The organism is Hahnella aquatica (SeqCode) (assembly GCF_965194505.1).
Classification (GTDB): domain Bacteria; phylum Pseudomonadota; class Gammaproteobacteria; order Burkholderiales; family Burkholderiaceae_A; genus Hahnella; species Hahnella aquatica.
Window position 1 is genome coordinate 946,586 of record NZ_OZ239144.1, and the last position, 17,008, is coordinate 963,593.

At 63.1% G+C, this 17,008-nt stretch carries 17 protein-coding genes and 1 tRNA gene; 5 read left to right on the plus strand and 13 right to left on the minus strand.

Annotated features, from left to right (window positions below):
- Positions 1-49: 49 nt before the first annotated feature.
- Positions 50-1,045, minus strand: coding sequence for a sodium:calcium antiporter (locus tag AC8GDA_RS04925; protein ID WP_506555434.1), 996 nt, complete (start codon positions 1,043-1,045; stop codon positions 50-52).
- Between the two features lie 63 nt (positions 1,046-1,108).
- A complete protein-coding gene (locus tag AC8GDA_RS04930) occupies positions 1,109-2,740 on the minus strand; it encodes an AMP-binding protein (protein ID WP_506555435.1) in 1,632 nt (543 codons plus the stop codon).
- A gap of 40 nt (positions 2,741-2,780) precedes the next feature.
- Here AC8GDA_RS04930 and AC8GDA_RS04935 point away from each other — a divergent pair, with 40 nt between their 5' ends.
- Genes AC8GDA_RS04935 through AC8GDA_RS04945 form a run of 3 tightly spaced genes read left to right on the plus strand, consistent with a single transcriptional unit; the run spans position 2,781 to position 7,051 of the window.
- The gene (locus AC8GDA_RS04935) at positions 2,781-4,196 is read left to right on the plus strand and encodes an MATE family efflux transporter (RefSeq protein WP_506555436.1); all 1,416 of its coding nucleotides are present in this window, start codon (positions 2,781-2,783) and stop codon (positions 4,194-4,196) included.
- The gene (locus AC8GDA_RS04940) at positions 4,196-5,140 is read left to right on the plus strand and encodes a YheT family hydrolase (RefSeq protein WP_506555437.1); all 945 of its coding nucleotides are present in this window, start codon (positions 4,196-4,198) and stop codon (positions 5,138-5,140) included. Before AC8GDA_RS04935 ends, AC8GDA_RS04940 begins: the two co-directional genes overlap by 1 nt.
- A gap of 6 nt (positions 5,141-5,146) precedes the next feature.
- On the plus strand, positions 5,147-7,051 hold the full coding sequence (locus tag AC8GDA_RS04945; protein ID WP_506555438.1) for an ATP-binding cassette domain-containing protein: 1,905 nt from the start codon (positions 5,147-5,149) through the stop codon (positions 7,049-7,051).
- On the opposite strand, the gene AC8GDA_RS04950 is transcribed toward AC8GDA_RS04945, so the two are convergent.
- The 5 genes from AC8GDA_RS04950 to AC8GDA_RS04970 form a co-directional block, all read right to left on the minus strand.
- The gene (locus tag AC8GDA_RS04950) at positions 7,040-8,374 is read right to left on the minus strand and encodes an NAD(P)H-dependent oxidoreductase (RefSeq protein ID WP_506555439.1); all 1,335 of its coding nucleotides are present in this window, start codon (positions 8,372-8,374) and stop codon (positions 7,040-7,042) included. The genes AC8GDA_RS04945 and AC8GDA_RS04950 overlap by 12 nt on opposite strands.
- Positions 8,375-8,384: 10 nt before the next feature.
- Positions 8,385-9,029: an LON peptidase substrate-binding domain-containing protein gene (locus tag AC8GDA_RS04955; protein ID WP_506555440.1), complete on the minus strand. Its 645-nt coding sequence runs from the start codon at positions 9,027-9,029 to the stop codon at positions 8,385-8,387.
- The gene (locus AC8GDA_RS04960) at positions 8,998-10,278 is read right to left on the minus strand and encodes a DEAD/DEAH box helicase (RefSeq protein ID WP_506555441.1); all 1,281 of its coding nucleotides are present in this window, start codon (positions 10,276-10,278) and stop codon (positions 8,998-9,000) included. Before AC8GDA_RS04960 ends, AC8GDA_RS04955 begins: the two co-directional genes overlap by 32 nt.
- A gap of 130 nt (positions 10,279-10,408) precedes the next feature.
- Positions 10,409-10,482, minus strand: a tRNA-Gly gene (locus AC8GDA_RS04965).
- A 9-nt stretch (positions 10,483-10,491) separates the two neighbouring features.
- Positions 10,492-11,007: a hypothetical protein gene (locus AC8GDA_RS04970; protein WP_506555442.1), complete on the minus strand. Its 516-nt coding sequence runs from the start codon at positions 11,005-11,007 to the stop codon at positions 10,492-10,494.
- Between the two features lie 30 nt (positions 11,008-11,037).
- Here AC8GDA_RS04970 and AC8GDA_RS04975 point away from each other — a divergent pair, with 30 nt between their 5' ends.
- Positions 11,038-11,223, plus strand: a complete 186-nt coding sequence (locus AC8GDA_RS04975; RefSeq protein WP_506555443.1) for a hypothetical protein — start codon at positions 11,038-11,040, stop codon at positions 11,221-11,223.
- On the opposite strand, the gene AC8GDA_RS04980 is transcribed toward AC8GDA_RS04975, so the two are convergent.
- From AC8GDA_RS04980 to AC8GDA_RS04995, 4 genes are all read right to left on the minus strand, one after another.
- Positions 11,213-11,995 carry a hypothetical protein gene (locus AC8GDA_RS04980; protein WP_506555444.1) on the minus strand — a complete coding sequence of 261 codons (783 nt, stop codon included), beginning with the start codon at positions 11,993-11,995 and terminating at the stop codon, positions 11,213-11,215. The two genes, AC8GDA_RS04975 and AC8GDA_RS04980, sit on opposite strands and share 11 nt — an antisense overlap.
- A gap of 85 nt (positions 11,996-12,080) precedes the next feature.
- A complete protein-coding gene (locus AC8GDA_RS04985) occupies positions 12,081-12,596 on the minus strand; it encodes a surface-adhesin E family protein (protein ID WP_506555445.1) in 516 nt (171 codons plus the stop codon).
- Between the two features lie 19 nt (positions 12,597-12,615).
- Positions 12,616-13,410: an ABC transporter permease gene (locus tag AC8GDA_RS04990; protein ID WP_506555446.1), complete on the minus strand. Its 795-nt coding sequence runs from the start codon at positions 13,408-13,410 to the stop codon at positions 12,616-12,618.
- Entirely contained in the window at positions 13,407-14,363 is a 957-nt protein-coding gene (locus tag AC8GDA_RS04995; RefSeq protein ID WP_506555447.1) for an ATP-binding cassette domain-containing protein, read from the minus strand. Before AC8GDA_RS04995 ends, AC8GDA_RS04990 begins: the two co-directional genes overlap by 4 nt.
- 21 nt (positions 14,364-14,384) lie before the next feature.
- Here AC8GDA_RS04995 and AC8GDA_RS05000 point away from each other — a divergent pair, with 21 nt between their 5' ends.
- Positions 14,385-15,017 (plus strand): hypothetical protein, encoded by a 633-nt coding sequence (locus AC8GDA_RS05000; protein ID WP_506555448.1) that lies wholly within the window; start codon positions 14,385-14,387, stop codon positions 15,015-15,017.
- 16 nt (positions 15,018-15,033) lie between these two features.
- Here AC8GDA_RS05000 and AC8GDA_RS05005 read toward each other — a convergent pair whose 3' ends face one another.
- Positions 15,034-15,891 (minus strand): alpha/beta fold hydrolase, encoded by an 858-nt coding sequence (locus AC8GDA_RS05005; RefSeq protein ID WP_506555449.1) that lies wholly within the window; start codon positions 15,889-15,891, stop codon positions 15,034-15,036.
- Positions 15,878-16,990 carry an ABC transporter ATP-binding protein gene (locus AC8GDA_RS05010; protein WP_506555450.1) on the minus strand — a complete coding sequence of 371 codons (1,113 nt, stop codon included), beginning with the start codon at positions 16,988-16,990 and terminating at the stop codon, positions 15,878-15,880. Before AC8GDA_RS05010 ends, AC8GDA_RS05005 begins: the two co-directional genes overlap by 14 nt.
- Between the last annotated feature and the right edge of the window lie 18 nt (positions 16,991-17,008).

The following is a 17,008-nucleotide window of genomic DNA, read 5'->3' on the forward strand; positions in this document are numbered from 1 at the left end:
GGGCGCCTGCACTGCAGGCGCCCTTCTTGTTTCTACTGCCGATGACTGATCAGCCCATGGTGTAGATGACATACATCAGTGCCACATAGATCACTGGCACAGCGGGTGTCAGCATCTTTGCCGTGGTCATCGACGGCGTCTCCGCGCTCTTCATGGCCATGAAACCGATGGTCATCAGGCCGAGTGCACCCACACCCGCCACAAAGTGCGAGGGCTCCATGGCCCCGAGGATGGTTGTGCCGGCTGGCATGAAGAAGTCGGAGATGGACAGAATAAACACGTTGAAAAAGCAGCTGCCGTAGACGTTGCCCATGGCCATGCCGTATGACTTGCGCATGGCAGCGGCAAGGGTTACCGAACCCTCCGGGAGGGTGGTGACCATGGAGACCAGCAGCACGCCCACGAACCCTGCACCGAGGCCGGTGATGGTGGCAATCGCATTGGCACTCTCGGCCAGGAACTTGCCCGCAATGATCACTGCAGTAGAGGCCACGATAAAGCCCACCCAGGCCTTGGCGGGGCTACCGCGCTCTGCGCTGCCATCAGCCTCTTCTGCTGCGGCGCTGGCCTTGCTGGCGGTGTAGACCTTCTTCATGCCGAAGTAGTACACGAGGACAATCACAATGGCGCCCACACTGGTGGGGCCAAGCTTCATATCACCCCAGGCGGCCAGCAGCAGGGCTGTTGCGACAATCACGATGCCGGCTTTCACGAGAATGTCGGTTTCTTTGCCGTGGCCACCGAACAGGTTGCGGATGCCAAACAGCAGCGCCACGATGGCGATGACGAACACGTTCATCATGTTCGCCCCGAAGACGTTGCCCAGGGCAATGCCGGGCGCATTCTCGATCCACACGGACGAGACGTTGATTGTGAGTTCTGGAAGCGACGTTGAGACGGCCACCAGCACGGTTCCTACCCAGAGTTTTCCCCAGCCGGTTTTCTCGGCCAGTTCATCTCCGTACTTCGCCAAATTCACGCCCGCGATGATCACGCCGATCGCGCAGGCGACAAAGACGGTGACGGCACCACTTAGAGTATCCAAGATATTCCCCCCCCAATGTATGAATGAGTGCGGCGAGGTTACCGCTTTATGGGGCTTGTTGCTCTATGAATTGTTGAGAATGGACCCGGATTCAGGGCGAAGGGCCCGTTTGAGGATCTTCCCGACGGCTGATTTGGGCAGGCTCTCCGGAAAGACAAAGGTCTTGGGTACCTTGTAGGCGGCGAGCCGTTCACGGCAATGGGCCTCGAGGGCTGCTGCCGTGAGGGGTGCACTCAGGACCACATGGGCCACCACGCGCTCGCCGGTGGCCGGATCCGGCTCGGCTACCACGGCCGACTCCAGCACGCTGGGGTGCAGGTTGATCTGTCGCTCCACCTCGGCAGAGTAGACATTAAAGCCACTGACCAGAATCATGTCCTTCTTGCGATCCACGATCTGGAGGCTGCCATCGGGCAGCAGGCAGCCGAGGTCTCCGGTTTTGAAGAAACCGTCGTCCGTGAAAGCCGCCTTGGTCTCCCGCGGCCGCCCCCAGTAGCCGCGCATCACTTGGGGGCCACGCACGGCAATTTCTCCGACCGACCCTTGGGGCAGGGCCACCTCATCATCAGAGAGGATCTGCACCTCGGTGCCCGCCAGGGGTGGGCCGACATGCCCTTGGAACGCTTTGGAGTCTACCGGGGTGGCGGCCACGACGGGGCTGGTTTCGGAGAGGCCATAGCCCTCGAGCAGGGTGCAGCCGGTGTCGGCCTGCCACGCGTTGGCCACGGCGGCACTGACGGCCATGCCGCCACCGAGGCTTACCCGCAGGTGCGGCATTCGAAGTGCCTTCCAGCCAGGGTGGTTCATCAGTGCAAGAAAGAGGGTGTTGACGCCGGGAAATAGGTGCACGGGTTCACGGCCCAGGGTCTTGATGAGGGCGGGAAGGTCCTTGGGGTTGGGAATGAGCAGGTTCTGAAGGCCCAGGCGGCAGCCCATGAGAAAGCAGATGGTGAGGGCAAAGATGTGGAAGAGGGGCAGGGCGCAGAGCATGACAATCGGCTGCCCGCCGTCTGGCCGCTTCGCCAAGGCTGGGGCCAGAAAATTGCTCGCCTGCTCAATGTTGGCCACCAGGTTGGCGTGCGAGAGCATGGCGCCCTTGGTAAAGCCCGTGGTGCCGCCGGTGTACTGCAGCACAGCCAGGTCCTCTGGCTGCTTGCTGGGGCGGCTCAGCGTGAGCGCTCGGGCCACACGCATCACGGAACGCCAGTGGACCACCCGCATGTCACCCAGGTCTGCCTTGGGAACCTGTCGCTTCACATGGCGAACCACGGCCGTGATCACCCGGCCCTTGGCGCCCATGGCATCGCCCACTGCGGTTCGAATCACGATCTTGACATCGGTCTCAGGAAGGGCAGGCGCAAGCCGCTCAAGGAAGTTCTCGAGCACGATCAAGGCGGTTGCACCGGAATCCTTGAGCTGATGGCTCAACTCCCGCGGGGTGAGCAGCGGGTTGACCTCCACAAGGATCAGCCCGGCCCGAATCACGGCTGCAATGGTCACGGCGTGCTGCGGCAGGTTGGGCAGCATGATCGCCACGCGCGCACCCGGCGCGAGGCCCAGCCCCTGCAGATAGGCCGCCAAGGTGCCGGAATCTCGGTCGAGATCGCGGTAGCGCATGGTGCTGCCCATGCAACGAAGCGCGGGCTGGTCACGGTGCTGCTCAAAGGCCTGCTCGAGGAGATCGATGAGGGTCATGGTGGCGGGGCTCATTGTGTGCGGCTGTTAGAGTATCGCGATGTTATCGAGGCTGCCGGCACTTGCGTTGGATGCCCGCGGCGAGCCGAGGGTGAGCCTGCGGGCCATCCTCACACTGGCCTTTCCCATGTTCGTTCATGCGGGCATGCAGGCCGTGCTCAATCTCACCGACACCTGGTTTGTTGGGCGCATTTCGGTGGATGCGGTGGCTGGTGTGGGCAGCGTCTATTGGCTCATTCTGGGGCTGCTGCTGCTCATGACAGGCATGGGCATGGGCGTGCAGACCATGGCGGCGCAGGCCGTGGGTGCCCGTCGGCCCCGTCAGGCAGCTCGGGCCGTCTGGACGGGCCTCTGGCTCTCCGTCTTCACCGTGCTGCCCTTTGGGCTTTTGGTGCTGGCGGGTGCCGCCTGGATTCCCCACTTTGGGTTGCCCGCAGGCGTGGAAGCCGCGGCAGTCGATTATTGGGCGCCGCGGTTTGCGGGTGGCCCGCTCTCGGTGGCCCTCACGGCCGTGCTGTCCTTCTTCATGGGCATTGGTCAGCCCCGGATGGCCTTGGCTGTCAATGGTCTGGTGGTCGTGCTCAATGCCATCTTCAATGCCTGGTTCATTTGGGGCTTGGACATGGGGGTTGCCGGCGTGTCCTGGGCCACCACCGCCTCGGTGGCCTGCGGCCTCTGTCTGGCCTTGGTGTTGTTCACGGGCAAGCGTTATGCGCGGCGATATTGGTCCCGGCATGTTTGGCGCCCAAACGTGGCCCGGGTGCTTCGCCTTGCCGCCTTTGGCTTTCCCATTGGTCTTTCGATTGCCTTTGATGTGCTGGGCCTGGCCGCCTTTCAGGCCATGGTCGCTCGTCTGGGCGGCATCGAGGGTGCTGCCACGCAGATCGTGATGATGCTCACCTCGGTGGCCTACATGCCGGCGGTTGGCCTGGGCAAGGCGGGCACCACCCTGGTGGGCCAGTCGATCGGCGCGGGCGAGCCGCAATGGGCGCGTCGGGTTGGCAATCGCGTCATTGGCCTGACCACGCTTTATATGCTGGGGGTGGGCATGGTGCTGGCCCTGGCCGGTGGCCCATTGGCCTCTCTCTTCATTCCAGCATCGGACCCGCAGGCTGCACAGGTCATTCGCCTGGCCGCATGGCTGGCCATCATTGCCGCCTGCTACCAGGTCTTCGATGGCCTCTACATCGGGTCGGTCTTCTGCCTGCGCGGCGCGGGCGACACCCGGGTGCCAGCAATCCTGCTGCTGTTGCTGTCTTGGGGTGTGTTCGTGCCCTTGACCCATTTTCTGGCCTTTTTGCCCGGCCAAGGCTGGGTGGCCGACGCGCCAGGTCTGGGTCTCGGTGCTGCCGGTGGATGGCTGGCCGCGGTGGTCTACATCTTCCTATTGGCGTTGGTGCTGGGCTGGCGCTGGTTCTCCGGTCGCGGGCTCGTGCGGGCCCGGGTGCGCATCTGATGCGGGCGCATCTTGAAACCATTCTGCCGGCCGTCTGGCCCAACCTGCGGCATGTGGTGTGGGCACGCGAGCGTTGGGACACGCCGGATGGCGACTTCATCGACCTGGACTGGTCGCTGGGCGCTGAAGGATCGTCAACAGGAGATGCGCCGCCTGCGCCGCTGCTGGTCATCTTTCATGGCCTCGAGGGCTCCTCTCGAAGTGCCTACTCGGTGGCCCTGGCCGCAGCGGCCCGAGACCTCGGCTGGCCGGCGGTGGTGGCCCATTTCAGGGGCTGCTCCGGAGCGCTCAACCGGCAGCCCCGGGCCTATCACGCGGGTGACATTCAAGAGATTGACTGGATTCTCGGTCGGCTCGTGTCAGTGCATGCAGGCCCCCTCTTGGCGGTGGGTGTCTCGCTCGGTGGTAACGCCCTTATGCGCTGGCTGGGCAGTGGCCTGCTTGTGCCCGAGCGGCTCATGGCCGCGGCTGCGTTGTCAGCACCGCTGGACCTGGCGGCTGCGGGCGCAGCCATCGACACAGGCCTGAACCGATGGATTTATGGGCGGCTCTTTTTGCAGACCATGCGCCGAAAGGCCTTGGCCAAGCATGCACAATTCCCGGGGCTCTTTAATCTGCCCCGCGTGATGCGGGCCAGTACCCTGCGCGAGTTTGATAACGCCTTCACAGCCCCACTGCATGGGTTTGAGGACGTGGACCACTACTGGCAGGTGGCCTCGGCTGCGCCAGTGCTTCCGCAAGTTGCCCGACCCGCTTTGTTGATCAATCCCCTCAACGACCCCCTGGTGCCAGCGGCCAGCCTGCCGAATCCAGACTGGCTGAATCAACAGACGGGCGGTCGTGTTCGTTCCTGGCAGCCTCGGCGCGGTGGCCATGTGGGATTTGCGCGTGCCATGGCACCGCTCGTCCTGCGCTGGCTTGGCCAGCACATCGATCGTCGATAATCCAGCATGTCTCTTCTCACACTGTCGGACGCCCAGCTCGCCTTTGGCCATTGGCCACTTCTGAACCGCGCGAACCTCTCCATCGAGGCGGGCGACCGTCTCGGTCTCATTGGACGAAACGGCACCGGGAAGTCGAGTCTCATGCGTGTCATGGCAGGGCTTGAAACCCTCGACGATGGCCTCATCCAGCGGCAGCAGGGCCTGCGTGTGGTCTACGTGCCTCAAGAGACCATCTTTGGCGAGCAGGAGTCGGTCTTTGAGGCCGTGTCGCAGGGGCTCGCCGATGTGAAGGCCATGCGCGAGGAGTACGAGCAAGTGAGCATGTCCTCGGAGGGTGAGGCGAGTCACACACGACTGGCCTGGTTACAAGACCAGCTCGAGACCCATCAGGGATGGGCTTGGGAGCAACGGGTGGCAGAGACTTTAGAACGCATGGGCCTTGCAGCCGACCCGATGGTGAACATGCTGTCTGGGGGTCAGCAGAAGCGGGTGGCCCTGGCCCGTGGGCTGGTGGCTCGGCCAGATTTGCTGCTGCTCGATGAGCCCACCAATCACTTGGACCTTGATGCCATTGAGTGGCTCGAGACACTCTTGATCGACCTGGGCCTGACCATGCTTTTCGTGACCCACGATCGATCCTTCCTCGACCGCGTTTGCACGGGCATTGTTGAACTCGACCGGGGCCTGCTCCGAACCTATCCGGGCAACCATGCCGCCTATGAAGCCCAGAAAGAGCAGGAGTTGGCCTCGGAAGCGCTTGCGAGTGCTCGGGCCGACAAGCTGCTGGCCCAGGAGGAGGCCTGGTCCCGCAAGGGCGTGGAGGCACGTCGCACCAAAAGTGTGGCAAGGCTTGAGCGGCTCTCGGTGCTGCGAGAGCAGCGCAGGGTGCGCCGCGAACAGGTGGGGCAGGTGGCCATGGCGGTCTCCCGTGGGGAGCAGAGCGGCAAACTGGTGGCCGACCTTCAGGATGTCTCCATCTCGTTTGGCGGTCAACGCATCGTGAGTGGTCTGACCACCACCGTTTTGCGTGGCGACAAGATTGCCTTCATGGGCCCCAATGGCGCGGGCAAGACAACCTTGCTCAAGCTATTGCTGGGTCAGCTCAAGCCCGATGCTGGACGTGTGCAGCTGGGCACGCGGCTCTCCGTGGCCTACTTCGACCAAATGCGCGAAGGGCTCTCGCTGGAGAGCAGCCTGGCCGACACCATCAGCCCGGGCAGCGAGTGGGTGGAGATCGACGGGGTGCGCAAGCATGTGAAGGGCTACCTGGGCGACTTCTTGTTTTCTCCCGAGCGGGCAGGGTCGCCGGTGAGCAGCCTCTCGGGCGGCGAGCGCAACCGACTCTTGCTGGCCCGTCTGTTCGCGCGCCCCGCCAACCTCTTGGTGCTTGATGAGCCCACCAATGACCTCGACATCGACACCCTTGAACTGCTCGAAGGCCTGCTGCTCCAGTACAACGGCACTGTCTTTCTGGTCAGCCATGACCGGCGATTTGTGGACAATGTGGCCACGAGCATTCTGGCGGCCGAGGGCGATGGGCTGTGGCGCGAGTACCAGGGCGGGGTGGAGGACTACCTGTTGCAACGCAGCCGCTCAAGACCAGCAGTGGCAGCACCCAGGCCGGGTAAGAAGAAGGCTGAGCCTGCGCCTCAAGCATCAGTGTCACAGCCTGCGGTGGCCGCGACCAAATCGGGCCTGAGTTTCAAGGAGCGCAAGGAACTGGAGCAGTTGCCCGGCCAGATCGAGACCCTGGAGGCAGAGATGAGTCGGCTACAGGCGTTGCTTGCAGATCCCGCGCTCTACCGTGGAGACCCCCAGGAGGTCGCTCGTCTCACCAACGAGGTCCGGGCCAAAGAAGCTTCACACCAGGCCTCCATGCAGCGTTGGGAGTCCCTGCTCTCAAGAGAATAGCTGCACCATCTCTTGGCGAAGCCGCTGGGCCGGGGAGTCCACGGCCTCGACATCGTCCCAAGACAGCGATGCGCCCTTGGCCACAGGCCTTGTGACCTTGATGCCATGGGCAAGACCCAAGGGGAGCCCTTTCATCCGCTTTGAGGTGGCGGCTGGCAGCAGCTTGCCCCAGACGGTAAAGCCACCCTCACCATCCAGTAGGTCTCCGGGGCGAAGGTCTCGCTTGGCAGTGGCCACGACATCGGCCCGCCAGGCGGAGGCTGTTCCTGTGGCTTCACCCCGAAGGGCCACGCTCGCCACTGACTGACCCACCTCAAGGCCGATGAGGTGCCAGCGTTTGTAGAGCGTGAAGTAACGGCCCGAGGGGTCGGTGTGCGCCTTGTATTCCTCGAAGCAATTTTTGATGTAGTCGGTCTCGGCCTCGACCGTGACCCACACCCCCATGCGGATCTCGTAGGGAATCTCGCGTCCGTCGGTCTCGAGCGACGAGATCACCTCGACCATGCCCTTCTTCTCGAGCACACCGCCTTCGCTGCGGGGCCGCGTGACGAAGGGAATGTCGGCAATGCTGGCTGGTGGATACAAAAGGCCATTGCTTGGAACATCGAGTCCGCAGGCATTGGCCACCGCAGTCGATTCGATGGCTGGCTTGGAGCCATCCAAGAAGCTGTTGAACATCTTGGGGTTCAGCCCCCCACGGGCTGCCTGCTCAGGGGTCAGGCCCCAGTTGTCCCAGACGGTCTCGGGTGTGGATTCACAAAAGTGTGGCAGCCACTTGTGGCCTCGGCCGGCCGCCACCACCGGAAAGCCACAGGTGCGGGCCCAGTCCACCAAATCACAGATGAGTGCGGGCTGGTCGCCAAAGGCCAGGGAATAGATTCGGCCTGCCTCTGCCGCACGCTTGGCGAGAATGGGGCCACAGAATGCGTCGGCCTCCACCGTGACATTGACCACATGCTTGCCCTCTCTGAGGGCGGCCAGGATGTGGTCGACTGCGGCGATGGGGTTCCCGGTGCTCTCGACCACGACATCGATCTGGGGGTGCCTGACGAGCTGTTCCCAGTTGTCGGTGAGGTGGGTGTGTCCGCTGGCAATGGCCTCATCAATGGAGCGGGCCTGCGTCTGCTCGTCGGACCAGCCGACCCTGGCGAGATTGCGTCGGGCTGCATCGGGAGAGAGGTCTGCAATGCAGGCCAGGTGCACGCCAGGGGTTCGCGGAACCTGTGAGAGGTACATTGATCCAAACTTGCCCGCACCGATGAGGCCGACGCGGATGGGCTGATTGGCGGCCGCACGGGCCAACAGTTTCTGATGAAGGCTCACTGGGCTTCTTTCATGTGGGGCTTCGCAGGCCGCCCATCCATCGGCAGACGGTCTGCAGCCGTGCAACGGGGTCGTCTTCCAACAATAATGCCTGCTTTTGACTGGATCCAAAGGGCAGAATCTCGGTCCATCGATTTGCGACCCACCCAGCCTCATCGAGCCGGTAGGGCGCCAAGATGGGCATTTGTTCGGGCGCAACACCCTGGCGCTGCAGGTCTGCAATGAGCTGCCCGAGGGAATCGACGGCATGGGTGCAGTCGGTTGGGATGGGCGCTGGCGTGTCGTCTGGCAGTTGGGTCACATCCCCCGACCAGAGCCCGTATCGGCCCTTTTCGAAGCCCTGCACTTGAACACGGTGCGTGCCAGCGGCCCGAACGGTGAGCAGCGCGGGCGTGATGGCGTCGACCTCGAGGCACTCGGCCAGGCACCCAACGGTCTCAAATGAGACTGCCTCTGCAGGCGCATCGACCTCACGGCCTTCGAGCAGTCGCACAACGACAAACGGCGTCTTCTCACGAAGGCACCGTTTGATCATGTCGAGGTAGCGGATCTCAAAGATCCGCAATGCCAAGAGCCCGTCGGGAAAGAGCCCCGACGAGAGCGGAAAAAGCGGCAGCCGCTGGCTAGGCTGCCCGCTTTCCACCGCTGAACCCACGATTGCTTGCTGGCCGGCGCGCGGCTGGCTTGGCGCCGCCTGGAATCACGCGGTCGTTGGCAGCACGTTTGGCACCAAAGGACTTCCCTGCAGGCCGGCGTGAGGCCGGGCGGGTGTTGCGCACGCTGTCGGGCAGGAGGCGTGCGCCGGTGAGTCGCTCGATCTGGAGGGCCAGGCCGATTTCGCTCCTGTCGCACAAAGAAATGGCGTGGCCACTGCGGCCAGCCCGCGCCGTGCGACCGATTCGGTGCACATAGGCCTCGGGCACATTGGGGAGGTCGTAGTTAAAGACATGGCTCACGCCGTCCACGTCGATGCCGCGCGCAGCGATGTCGGTGGCCACGAGCACCTTGATCTTTCCCTCTCTGAACATGGCCAAGGCCCGGTCGCGCTGACCCTGGGTCTTGTCGCCGTGGATGGCCACGCTGTAATGGCCTGCATGCTTGACGACCTGCTGCACGCGGTCGGCGCCGTGCTTGGTGCGAACGAATACGATGGCCTGATCGATGGCGTCATCGGCGAGCAGCTCCACGAGTGTGTCGGGCTTCTTGCCTGGGTCAACAATCAGCAAGGACTGCTCGATGCGCTCGATGGGCTTGGCCGTGGGCGCCACGGAGATCTCTTGCGGCTGGTTGAGGAACTGGTCGGCCAGTCCACGGATTTCGCGGGGCATGGTGGCCGAGAGCAGCAAGGTCTGACGCTGGCGAGGCAGCCGGGCGAGCAGGTCGCGAATTTGAGGCATGAAGCCGAGGTCCATCATCTGGTCGGCCTCGTCCAGGACCACGGCCTGCGTCTGGTCCAGGCGAACGTGCTTGGATTGAAGGTGGTCGGTGAGGCGTCCGGGTGTGGCCACCAGGATGTCCACGCCGGGCATCAGGGCCCGAATTTGTGGACCGGCCTTCGCCCCGCCCACGACCAGCGCGGTCGAGAGGCGCAGAAACTTGCCATAGGTGCGAATGCTCTCGACGATCTGGCCTGCGAGCTCACGGGTGGGGGCCAGCACCAGGGCCTGGCAGGACTTGGGCATCAGGGTGGCACCCGACTGCTTGAGGGCCACCAATCGATGAAGCAAGGGCAGCACAAAGGCCGCGGTTTTTCCCGTGCCTGTCTGCGCGATGCCAAGGACATCCTTGCCAGACATCATCGGCGGGATGACGGCAGTTTGAATGGGGGTGGGGTGGGTATAGCCTTCGGCCGCAACGGCACGAAGAATGGGCTCGGCAAGGCCGAGATCAGCGAATGATTTCAAGGGTGGCTTTCTGTAAAGGGCCGCCCTAAAACAAGGAAATCAATCAGCGCATGGGGCAGCGAAAAGGAAACAACTCCATGAGTATATTCGGGTTTCCGAGATGTCACAAGGGTTTTTTGCGTCGCGGAAGTGGAGCGGGCGATGGGAATCGAACCCACGTCTTGAGCATGGGAAGCTCAGGTCCTGCCATTGAACGACGCCCGCGCAACGACTCTAGGATTGTATCCGGCCCTCAGGGGTTTTGGCGTCGGGGGTTTTGGCACCCTCGGGGTTGGGCGGCGCGGCGCTCTCTGATGCATCGACTGCGGCATCGACTGCGGCATCGACTGCGGCATCGACTGCGGCATCGACTGCGGCACTGCCCTGCGAGTCCGTCCCAGGCGCCTCTGCGAGGGACTCGTCGGGTGGGCTGGCCGGCGGATCGACCGGGGGGTGCGCAGCCAGCCGGGCCTCCTCTTCGAGCTTGGCCAAAATGGCGGCACGGGCCTCTTCGACCCGGGCCTTGGCCGCATCTCGCGTGGCCACCAGCGGGTTCATGGGCGGGTCCGCCTCGGCCTTGCGCTTGGCAATGGCCTTCATCTCTCGGCGGTGCATCCAGTAGAGCAGCAGGACCACGCCGAAGCCAAGAAAGCCCTCAATGATGATGATGGGTGTAAAGCCGTCCATGTCGAGCATTTTGACAGGGAATCCGCTTGGCCGATTCGCGGGCATGGACATCCAGACCAGCATCAGGGCTCTTTCGAATCAGGAGCCTCAAACATGTTTCAGTCCAAACGCAACACCCGATCCCGCCTGCTCGCCACCCTGTCTGTGTCGGGTTGGTCCTTGCTGCTGCTCGTCTGGCTCACCCCCGATGGAGACCTTCAGCTTGCGCTCAAGGGGCTGGGCCAACTCCTCTCAGACTGGCCCGCCCACTCCGCCCATCGGTTTGTGTCTAGCGAATGAAGTTCTGGATCGCCTTGGAGACACGGGCCGAATCCTCGCTGACCAGGAACCGCAGCAGCGCCACCTTGTCGTCGTAGGAATTCGCCGTGTTGAGCAACTCCATCGAAATCTTGGGCTTCTTGGGCTTGAGGCGAGCCTTGATCTCCTCGAGGGACTCGCCTTCCTCGATTTCAATGAGATCGTCGGGGTTGACCACATCCGGCGGTGGCAGGGCAGCGGCAGCAGCGGCCGCGGCGACCTCTGCAGCCTGGGCGGCCTGCGCATCGGCGGCGGCCTTGGCCAGGACTTGTTTCACATGGGCCTTGGGGTTGTTCACCCGTTTGGTGAGCGATGTCGCACGCGAGCGAATCTCCTTGGGCACGGGCGGCACCATCGAGCGCCACAGAAAGCCCGCAATGGCTGTGATCATCATGGCCATGACGAGAAAGCCCACAACCTCCACACTGAAGAGAAGCTCTGGCGACTTCACGCCAACGTAGGAGATCACCACGAGGGCGGCGCCGAGGATGGCTGCCGAGACCACCTGCGAGCGGGGGTCGGCCACCTTGACCTTGGCCTTGAAGCTGGGCCGTGGCTTGATCTCCTCGCCGTCGGTCTTCACGATCACATAGGTCATGAAGGCCATGAGGCCGACCATCACCACGTAGGCCATGATGTCAAAGGCCAGGAAGACCTTTGGGTGCACCATGGCGAGCACCATGTAAATCAGAGCAATTGGGGCCACGGCCAGAAAGGCGATGAGCTTCTTTTGAATGAGGCGGGTCTGAACCATGGTGCTCTCCATCCCTGAAAAGTGTCGATCAGTGGTTAGATCGGCAGACCAGCCGGTTTCTTGAGATCAGGCTGTGCAATCGGCCTTACTTCTTGGCGTCTTTCGCAGCATCCTTCGCGGCCTTCTCTGCGGCAGCCTTCTCCGCCTCCTCTGAGCCCGGTGGCGGGGGCGGCGGCTCGACATAGCCCGAGGATGTCGTGCTGCTCTCGACGGAGCAGACCAACTCGTGCAAGGTTGGGATCACACCCGTGCTTCCGATGTCCTTCCAGTCGGGGTCTTCCGAGCGCATCGAGGCGATGATTTGACCGCCAGCGGCCGTTCCTTGGTAGTGGATGGCAAAGATGGTCCGGACGCGGCGACCCTTGCATTCGATCTCCGTGCGAGACCTCAGCGAGAGGGCCCCAACCTTGTTTCGCTCAACGAGGTTGGTGAGCCGCCAGAAACTGCGGACATCCCCGCGAACATCAATGCGGTCGATGTCCAGAAAGTGTTTGACGCGAACAGGCTCTTCACCGACAAATCGATAGGTGACCTGGGCGTGAAGGCTCGTGGCCTGGCAGAGAAGAAGCGCTGCAATGCTGACAAGAACGTTCGGTCTCATGGCCACATCCTAACCGAGCTCAACGAATTCCGAAACGTCGCTCGGTGAGCCGCAGGGCCAAGAAAAAGCTCCCAAGCCCATAGAGCGCCAGCAGCCCGAGGTTGGCCAGCACCGCGGTCGGCCACTCGCCCATGAAGAGCGGTCGCACCAAAGAGACCGCCGCCGTGAGGGGCAGCCATTCCGACAAGGCCCACAGAAAGGGCGGCAACTGCTCTCTCGGGAAGTAGACCCCAGACAAAAATGTCATCGGCGTGAGGAAGAGGGTGATGTAGTAGGTGAAAAAGTCGTAGCCGCGGGCCAGGGCATTGAAGACCAGCGCCATGGCGGCAAAGACCAGGCCAATGAAGAGCATGAGCGGCCAGACCAGCAGCAAGGTTGGGGCGGTTGAAATGCCGAGCACCACCATGACCACGAGGATGGCCGTGGCCGTAAAGAGCGACTTAAAGCCCGCCCAGATGGCCTCGGCCAGCACAATGTCTCGCAGGCCAATGGGGGCATTGAGAATGCCCTCCCAAGTCCGCTGCGGCCCCATCCGAGAGTAAGCCGAATAGAGGCCTTCAAAGCTCGCTGCGGTCATGGTGCTTGCACAGATCGAGCCGCTGGCCAGGAACAACAGGTAGGGAATGGTCTGCCCGTTGTAATCCACGGCACCAATAAGGGCCCCGACACCAAAGCCAAATGCCACCAGCACAAAGAGTGGTTCGGCGATGTTGCCAATGAGGCTTGGGACAAAGAGCTTTCGCCAGACCAGCAGGTTGCGCTGAAAGACAGGCACCCAGGCCCATCGGGCGGCCAAGATAGACATTGGGCTCATGCGGCCTCCCGAATCTCTCGGCCCGTGAACTTCAGAAAGACATCCTCGAGGTCGGCGGGCCGATGCAGGACTCGGAGCCCTGGCCTGGTTTCGAGAGCCTGCAGCAGTGCATGCGGAGCCCGCGAGTAAAAGAAGGTGCTCTCCCCACTGACCTCCACGCGGTCCGCGTGAATGGCGATGTCTGCACGTTCTGAATCCGTTTGAAGGCCCTGCACCTCGACCACGTGCGGCTCAACCTCCGCCGCAATCAAGGCCTTGGGCGAGCCCTCGGCAATCTTTTGCCCATGGTCCATCACCATGACCCGGTCGCAGAGTCGCTCGGCCTCTTCCATGAAGTGGGTGGTGAGAATGATGGCCTTGCCACGCTTTCGAAGGGCGCCGAGTCGCTCCCACATGACATGACGTGCCTGTGGGTCTAGGCCCGTGGTGGGCTCATCGAGGATGAGCACATCGGGGTCGTTGACAAGTGAGCGGGCCAGGCTCAGTCGTCGCTTCATGCCGCCGGAGAGCTCATCAATGCGCGCATATGCCTTATGCGTCAGTTCGGCAAAGGCGAGCAGGTCGGGAATCTGTTTTTCAATCTCGGCATCGGAGAGGCCAAAGTAGCGGCCATAGGTCAGGATGTTCTCGCGGCAATTAAAGTCTGGGTCGAGGGTGTCGAATTGACCCACAACGCCAAGGCGCTTGCGAACGCGCTGTGCATGGGTGGGCTGCTCAAGGCCGAATGCGGTCACCTGGCCGGCGTCTGCAGTGAGCAGTCCGAGCAGAATGCGGGTGGTGGTGGTCTTGCCCGCGCCGTTGGGGCCGATGATGCCAAGGCATTCGCCTGGGAAGAGCGCCAGGTCGAGACCGGAGAGGGCTGTGTGTCGGCCGAGCCGCTTGGTCACGCCCTGCATCAGGATGAGCGGTGCGCGGTTGGCAGCATCAGTTCGTGCTAAGTTGGTGTCGTTCATGAAACGGATCGAGACGCGGGTATGAAGAAGTTCATCATCATCATTGTCGTGCTTTTCCTGGCTGCTGCCGGCGCCGGCGGTTTTGCCTTCCTGCAGTGGCAGACGGCCACTGAACTCAACGCAGAGGTCGAGCAGCTTCGGGCGGAAACCGCCTCTCAGCGCCAGCAGCTCGAGGGTCTGTCTCGAATGGAGAGCCTGCTCTCCAAAGAAAAGCAGTTCGATGCGGCCCGTGAGGCCCTGGCAGGCGGCCAGGTCTTGTCAGACATGGAGGCCATCGTGCGCGGCTCCAAGGAGCCCAGCACCGAGCGCCTCTTGGGCCTTGGTGCCCTGCGGCTGATGGTCAAAGGCCCGCAAGATCCCTCCGTGGCGGAAGCCTTCGACCGGGCCCTGAAGATGACCGACCTCCCAAGCCGCTTGGCAGCAACCTGTGCAGCACAGGCCGGCATTCGTGCCGCCGGTGGGCAGGTCGAGATGCTCAGTGAGTGCGCCAAGCTTCGGCCGGCACCGGAGCCCGCCGCTCCGCCAGCAGCCGAGGCTGCGCCCTCAACAGGTGCGCCGGCTGCGGCAGGCAACGGGGCGGCGCCCGCGGCGGGGTCTGCACCCTCGCCCGCATCTGCACCAGCGCCTGCACCGGCTGCGGACAAGAAAGGCTAACGAACCTCGGGATTGGTCAGACCGTGATGGCGCCCACGAAGCGCCGGATGGCCTGACAGACCTGCGCATCATAAGGCGCAGGGTGGCGGGCCTCGGGCACCACCAAGGTCTCACCCAGTGGGTTGCAGCGGCGCGTGGCCTCGATGGCCTGGTCATTCACCACATCACTTTGACCCGCCTTGATGAGCAGCACCGGCTGCGTCACTTGTGAAAACGTTTCTCTGAAGTCCACGCCGTGCATGGTGGTCTGGTGCACGATGTCGAGGTGCTTGGGCTGTTGAACGGCACGCAGCAGGCGGGGGTCGATTTGAAGGTCCTCGGCCACCTCCCGGTGGTTGCCAAAGAGGGCTGCGCCCTTTGTCGCAGCGCCAAGCCCGGTCATCAGGCCAAAGATGCCGGCCCAGGGCAGCAGACAGGCCACATCGTTGAGCACCACGCTGGCCAGGCCTGCTGGCTGCTGGGCCGCGATGGACATCGCCAAAATGCCGCCCATGCTGGTGCCCACCAAATGCAGCCGAGGGGAGGGCCGAGATTCGCGAAAAAGGCTCGATGGTCTGGCTGAGGACGCCATTCGGCCCTGGACATAGGCCAGCGCCACGCCAATGTCGCTCAGGTAGCGGCTCATTCGGTAATGGGAGGCCTCCTTCATGGGGTCGCTGTCGCCTCGTCCGGCATGGTCGAGGATGAAGAGTCGGTGGTCTTGGCCCAATTCCCTCTGTAGACCGCTGAAGCTCTCATGGGTTTCGAGCAGGCCTGGCAGGCAGAGGAGCACCTCTGAGGCTGATTCGGGCCCCACTTCTTGAATGGCGATGCGTCTGGTGGGCTCCTCGCCTGCGATCAGCAGGCGAACGACAACAGCCTCAGTGTCCTTCACTGCGCTCGAAGGCCTCTGCGACATTGGCGTGGGCAGGGAAGGTCACCACGTGGTCGGCCTCGAGCCGAATACCAATGGGTTCATGCAAGGGATGGTCGTGGTGACTCGGAACAAGCGAGAGAATCTGCTCGCCGTTGGGCAGTTCAAGCGTGTAGAGGAAGTCGGCGCCGCGAAAGCTCTTGCGAATGACCTTGGCCTGAAGCGGACTCTCATCGTCATGCACGACGTCATCGGGCCGCAGCAGGACACGCACTTCCTCCGACTGAATTTTTTCGTTGCAGCAACAGGGCGCCAAGGCCAGGGTGCCCAGCGGGGTTCTCACCTCATGGTGCGTCTGAAGGCCACTGACCATGGCGCCTTCGCCAATGAAGCGGGCCACCTTGGGTGAGCAGGGCTCGTGATAGACGTTGTAGGGGCTGCTCCACTGGGCAAGTTGACCATCAAACATCACGCCGAGCTGGTCAGCCATGGTGAAGGCCTCTGCCTGGTCGTGTGTGACCAGCACGGCGGTCTGGCCCGCGGTCTTGAGAATGTCGCGAACTTCTCGGGCGAGTCGGGCGCGAAGGTTGAGGTCGAGGTTGGAGAAGGGCTCATCGAGCAGCAGCAAGCCGGGGGCCGGTGCCAGTGCGCGGGCCAGCGCCACCCGCTGGGCCTGGCCGCCGGAGATCTCGTGCGGGTAGCGGTCGGCGAAGGCACGCAGGCCCACCAGGTCGATCATGTCGCGCGCGCGCTGCCGTGCTTGCTCGTCGGCCGCCTTGGGGCGGCCTGCCGTCAGGCCAAAGAGAACGTTCTCTTCCAGCCGCAGGTGCGGGAAGAGGGCGTAGTCCTGAAAGACCATGCCAATACCGCGGGTCTCTGGGGCCAGGTTCACGCCGGGTCCAAACAGCATTCGGCTCCCAAGCAGGATGCGTCCCGTGACGGGCTGCACAAAGCCCGCAATGGCCCGAAGCAGGCTGCTCTTGCCGCAGCCCGATGGCCCCACCAGGCAGGCAATCTCTCCTTCGGCGAGGTCTAGGCTCAGCCCCCGCACCGCATCGGCCCCATGCGGTGTGTCCGGGTAACGGATGGTGATTGCGTCGATTTGGAGGGACTCAGACATGCGCCCCAGTATAGTGTC

Excerpts from the sequence above, each read along its gene's own strand:
- AC8GDA_RS04930 (WP_506555435.1), bottom strand. The coding sequence starts at position 2,740 with ATGACCCTCATCGATCTCCTCGAGCAGGCCTTTGAGCAGCACCGTGAC.
- AC8GDA_RS04935 (WP_506555436.1), top strand. The coding sequence starts at position 2,781 with ATGTTATCGAGGCTGCCGGCACTTGCGTTGGATGCCCGCGGCGAGCCG.
- AC8GDA_RS04940 (WP_506555437.1), top strand. The coding sequence starts at position 4,196 with ATGCGGGCGCATCTTGAAACCATTCTGCCGGCCGTCTGGCCCAACCTG.
- AC8GDA_RS04945 (WP_506555438.1), top strand. The coding sequence starts at position 5,147 with ATGTCTCTTCTCACACTGTCGGACGCCCAGCTCGCCTTTGGCCATTGG.
- AC8GDA_RS04970 (WP_506555442.1), bottom strand. The coding sequence starts at position 11,007 with ATGCTGGTCTGGATGTCCATGCCCGCGAATCGGCCAAGCGGATTCCCT.
- AC8GDA_RS04975 (WP_506555443.1), top strand. The coding sequence starts at position 11,038 with ATGTTTCAGTCCAAACGCAACACCCGATCCCGCCTGCTCGCCACCCTG.
- AC8GDA_RS04980 (WP_506555444.1), bottom strand. The coding sequence starts at position 11,995 with ATGGTTCAGACCCGCCTCATTCAAAAGAAGCTCATCGCCTTTCTGGCC.
- AC8GDA_RS04985 (WP_506555445.1), bottom strand. The coding sequence starts at position 12,596 with ATGAGACCGAACGTTCTTGTCAGCATTGCAGCGCTTCTTCTCTGCCAG.
- AC8GDA_RS04990 (WP_506555446.1), bottom strand. The coding sequence starts at position 13,410 with ATGAGCCCAATGTCTATCTTGGCCGCCCGATGGGCCTGGGTGCCTGTC.
- AC8GDA_RS04995 (WP_506555447.1), bottom strand. The coding sequence starts at position 14,363 with ATGAACGACACCAACTTAGCACGAACTGATGCTGCCAACCGCGCACCG.
- AC8GDA_RS05000 (WP_506555448.1), top strand. The coding sequence starts at position 14,385 with ATGAAGAAGTTCATCATCATCATTGTCGTGCTTTTCCTGGCTGCTGCC.
- AC8GDA_RS05010 (WP_506555450.1), bottom strand. The coding sequence starts at position 16,990 with ATGTCTGAGTCCCTCCAAATCGACGCAATCACCATCCGTTACCCGGAC.